At 72.4% G+C, this 3,291-nt stretch carries 4 protein-coding genes; 2 read left to right on the plus strand and 2 right to left on the minus strand.

The window, feature by feature from the left end:
* Positions 1–33: 33 nt before the first annotated feature.
* The gene (locus Q1N79_RS30780; RefSeq protein ID WP_367185117.1) at positions 34–165 is read left to right on the plus strand and encodes a hypothetical protein; all 132 of its coding nucleotides are present in this window, start codon (positions 34–36) and stop codon (positions 163–165) included.
* The gene (locus Q1N79_RS20405) at positions 158–2,083 is read left to right on the plus strand and encodes a molybdopterin biosynthesis protein (protein ID WP_300611292.1); all 1,926 of its coding nucleotides are present in this window, start codon (positions 158–160) and stop codon (positions 2,081–2,083) included. Before Q1N79_RS30780 ends, Q1N79_RS20405 begins: the two co-directional genes overlap by 8 nt.
* Here Q1N79_RS20405 and Q1N79_RS20410 read toward each other — a convergent pair.
* Both Q1N79_RS20410 and Q1N79_RS30785 read right to left on the minus strand, forming a co-directional pair.
* A complete protein-coding gene (locus tag Q1N79_RS20410) occupies positions 2,080–2,892 on the minus strand; it encodes a hypothetical protein (protein WP_300611294.1) in 813 nt (270 codons plus the stop codon). The two genes, Q1N79_RS20405 and Q1N79_RS20410, sit on opposite strands and share 4 nt — an antisense overlap.
* Positions 2,893–3,062: 170 nt before the next feature.
* Positions 3,063–3,176, minus strand: coding sequence for a zinc-ribbon domain-containing protein (locus Q1N79_RS30785; RefSeq protein WP_367185118.1), 114 nt, complete (start codon positions 3,174–3,176; stop codon positions 3,063–3,065).
* Positions 3,177–3,291: the final 115 nt, after the last annotated feature.

Below are 3,291 nucleotides of genomic sequence, written 5' to 3' on the forward strand. Positions count from 1 at the left end.
CTCGACGTCGTGCAGGTCAAGGTCGGCGCGGGCGTGGCCACCCCGGTGTTCGGCCTGTCGGCGCTGCTGTCGGTGCTGACCGCGGCGGACGGGTACATAATCATCCCCGAGGAAGCCACTGGGCTGGATGCGGGTAGTGAGGTGGACGTGATCCTGTATGCCTGACAGCCCGTTCATCCGCGACGTGCCCGCCGCGCAGGCGCTGGACGCCTGGCGTGCCGCCCGGGAGGCCGCGGGCTGCCCGGAACGGCTCCCCGCCGTCACGGTGCCTGTCGCCGATGCCGCCGGGATGGTGACCGCCGCGCCGGTGTGGGCCACCCGCTCGTCGCCGCCGTGGGACGCCGCAGGGATGGACGGCATCGCGATCCGCGCGGCGGACACGCTCGGCGCCGGCGAGACCACCCCGGTCTGGCTCGAGCCGGGCGGGTACGACATCGTCGACACGGGCGACCCGATGCCCGACGACAAGGACGCCGTGGTGATGCGCGAGTACGTGCACTACGACGAGACGGGCCGGGCGGAGCTGCGCGCCGCCGTCCCCCCGCAGGCGCACGTCCGCTCGATCGGCGAGGACGTCAGCGCGGGCGAGCTGCTGCTGCCGGAAGGACACCGGCTGCGGGCCGCGGACCTGGCGGCAGCGGTCGCGGCTGGGCAGACGCACCTGTCCGTTCGGAAGAAGGCTCTTGTCCTTATCCTGCCGACCGGGGACGAGGTGCGGCCGATCGGGACCGAGCTGGGGCCGGGCGAGATCCTGGACACGAACTCCCTGATGCTCGCGGAACAGGCGCGGGAGGCCGGGTGCGAGGCGCGCTGCCTGCCGATCGAGCCAGATGACCCGGAGCGGATCACCGAGGTCGTGAGGAAGGCGGCGGACGAGTGCGACCTGCTGATCGTGATCGCCGGGTCGAGCGCCGGGCGCGACGACTACACGGCGCGGGTGGTGTCGGGCGCCGGCGTGCTCGCCGTGCACGGGGTCGCGGTCCGGCCCGGGCACCCGGTGGTGCTCGGCGTCGTCGGCCGCACGCCGGTGCTCGGCGCGCCGGGTTATCCGGTGTCCGCCGCGCTGACCTTCGACATCTTCGCCGCCCCGCTGCTCGCCGAGCTGTCGGGCACGCCGCCGCGGCGCCGGCCGCGGGCCGACGCGAAGCTGGCGCGCAAGCTCGCGTCGCCGCTGGGCATGGACGACTGGGTACGGGTGCGGCTCGGCTCGGTGGGCGGCAGCCTGGTCGCGACCCCGCTGCCGCGCGGGGCCGGCGTGCTCACCTCGCTTGTCCGCGCCGACGGGCTGCTCGTGGTGCCCGCCGGGGTGGAGGGGCACCATGCGGGCTCGGTGGTGCCCGTGGAACTGCTGCGCAGCCTGGAAGAGATCTCCCGGACGATCGTGGCGATCGGGTCGCACGACCTGGTGCTCGACCTGGCCGCGTCCGCCCTGCGGGCCGACGACCCGCTCGTCACGCTGGTCTCCTCCAACGTCGGCTCGCTCGGCGGGCTGGTGGCGCTGCGCGACGGGCTGTGCCACATCGCCGGGTCGCACCTGCTTGACACCGCGTCGGGTGAGTACACGCTGCCGTTCGTGGACCGGGTGTTCGGCGCGGCCGCGGCCGACGTGGCGGTGGTGCGGCTGGTGCACAGGGAGCAGGGCCTGATGGTCGCGGCGGGGAACCCGCTCGGCCTGGCCGGGATCGCCGACCTGGCGCGGCCGGGAGCGCGCGTGCGGTACGTCAACAGGCAGCGCGGCGCCGGCACCCGGGTGCTGCTCGATCACGCGCTGGCGCAGCTCGGGATCTCGCCCGGCGAGGTGTCCGGCTATGCCCGCGAGGAGCCGACGCACCTGGCGGTCGCCGCCGCGATCGCCTCCGGCCGGGGGGACGCGGGCCTGGGGATCACGGCGGCGGCCCGCGCGTTCGGGCTGGACTTCGTGCCGGTCACCTGGGAACCGTATGACCTGGTGGTGGCGCCGGGCGCGCTGGAAAGCCCGCTGCTTGAGCCGCTGTGGTCGCTGCTGCGCGCGGACCGCTTCCAGGCGGCCGTCACCGAGCTCGGCGGTTACTCGGCCAAGGAGATGGGCCGCCGCATCCGCTAGTAGACCACGTAGCCGACCTGCACGTCCCCGCTGTCGGCGCGGATGACCGAGAGCACGCCGGTCTTGGCCGGGTTGGGGAACGGGACGATCGTCAGGCCCTTCGTGCCGTCCACCACCACGTTGTTCTGCACCCGCCACGCCGTGTCCCAGATCGCGACCCTGAGCACGGCGGGCGGCAGGCCCTTGACCCCGTTGTCGCAGCCGAACGCGACCTGATGGGAGGACCCCGGCGGCACGCTCATGATCGTCAGCGCGTTCCTGCCGAGGTTCAGCTGTCCTGACTGCAATTCGGCCTCCGTGGTGACGCTGGGGTCCGTCTGGAAAAAGTTGTCAAGCAGCAGTGACTGGTCCAGGGCGCGGCCGAGCGCGGACGATGTCCATTGCGTTCCGTCCACGTCGACGGGAACCAGTCCGCAGCTGCCGGGTCCGCAGATGTGCTCGCCGTATCCGTAGTGCGCGGTCCACAGCCGTATGTCGGCGCGACTGATGTTCGCCGAGCTGAGCACGGGCAGGATGCCGTTCGTCATCGCCGACGCGCTCGCGTAGACGCACGGCCGCTGAATTCCCCGCTTTCTTTGTACGGCGTACCAGCCGGGCAGGTCGGACGGGGAAGACGCGCCCGCCTCGACATCGAGCGCGTCCGCGTTGTTATTGGGGTAAAGCGCGATGCTCAGGTGGCTGGCTTTCGGGAAAGTGCTGACGATGAAGGCGTAGTTAGGCTGGTTGCCAACATTCCCGTCGACGTACGCGGCATAGGCCTGTCCTCCGGCCGGAAACTGGTCGTTCAGCACGGAATCGTACATTGTCATCCCGGTCATCCTTCGACGGTAACGCGTCAGCCGCCTCGGGTATCTACCGAATTCGTGATCACGAGCGATCTGCCGCGCCCCGCGGCCGGCGGGCGGACTGGGAAAATCGGCTGGCTTACCCGGGCGGTTGGCCGCCGCTTACCCGGCGCTTGCCGGCGGTTGGCCGCCGCTTACCCGGCGACGGATGTGCCGCAGTTGGCGCAGAATTTGGCCGCGGACGGGAGCTCGGTCCCGCACTCGGTGCAGTGCCTGACCGCCGGCGCCATCGTCTGGCCGCAGCCCATGCAGAACTTCGCCCCGGCCGGGTTGGCCGTGTTGCACGCCGCGCACGTCGCGCCGGCCACCGTGCTCGCGGTGGCGGGGGCAGGGGCGGCGGGGGGCGCCGCGGCGGCCGCGGGC

The sequence above is a fragment of the Trebonia sp. genome, from assembly GCF_030042015.1.
Classification (GTDB): domain Bacteria; phylum Actinomycetota; class Actinomycetes; order Streptosporangiales; family Streptosporangiaceae; genus Trebonia.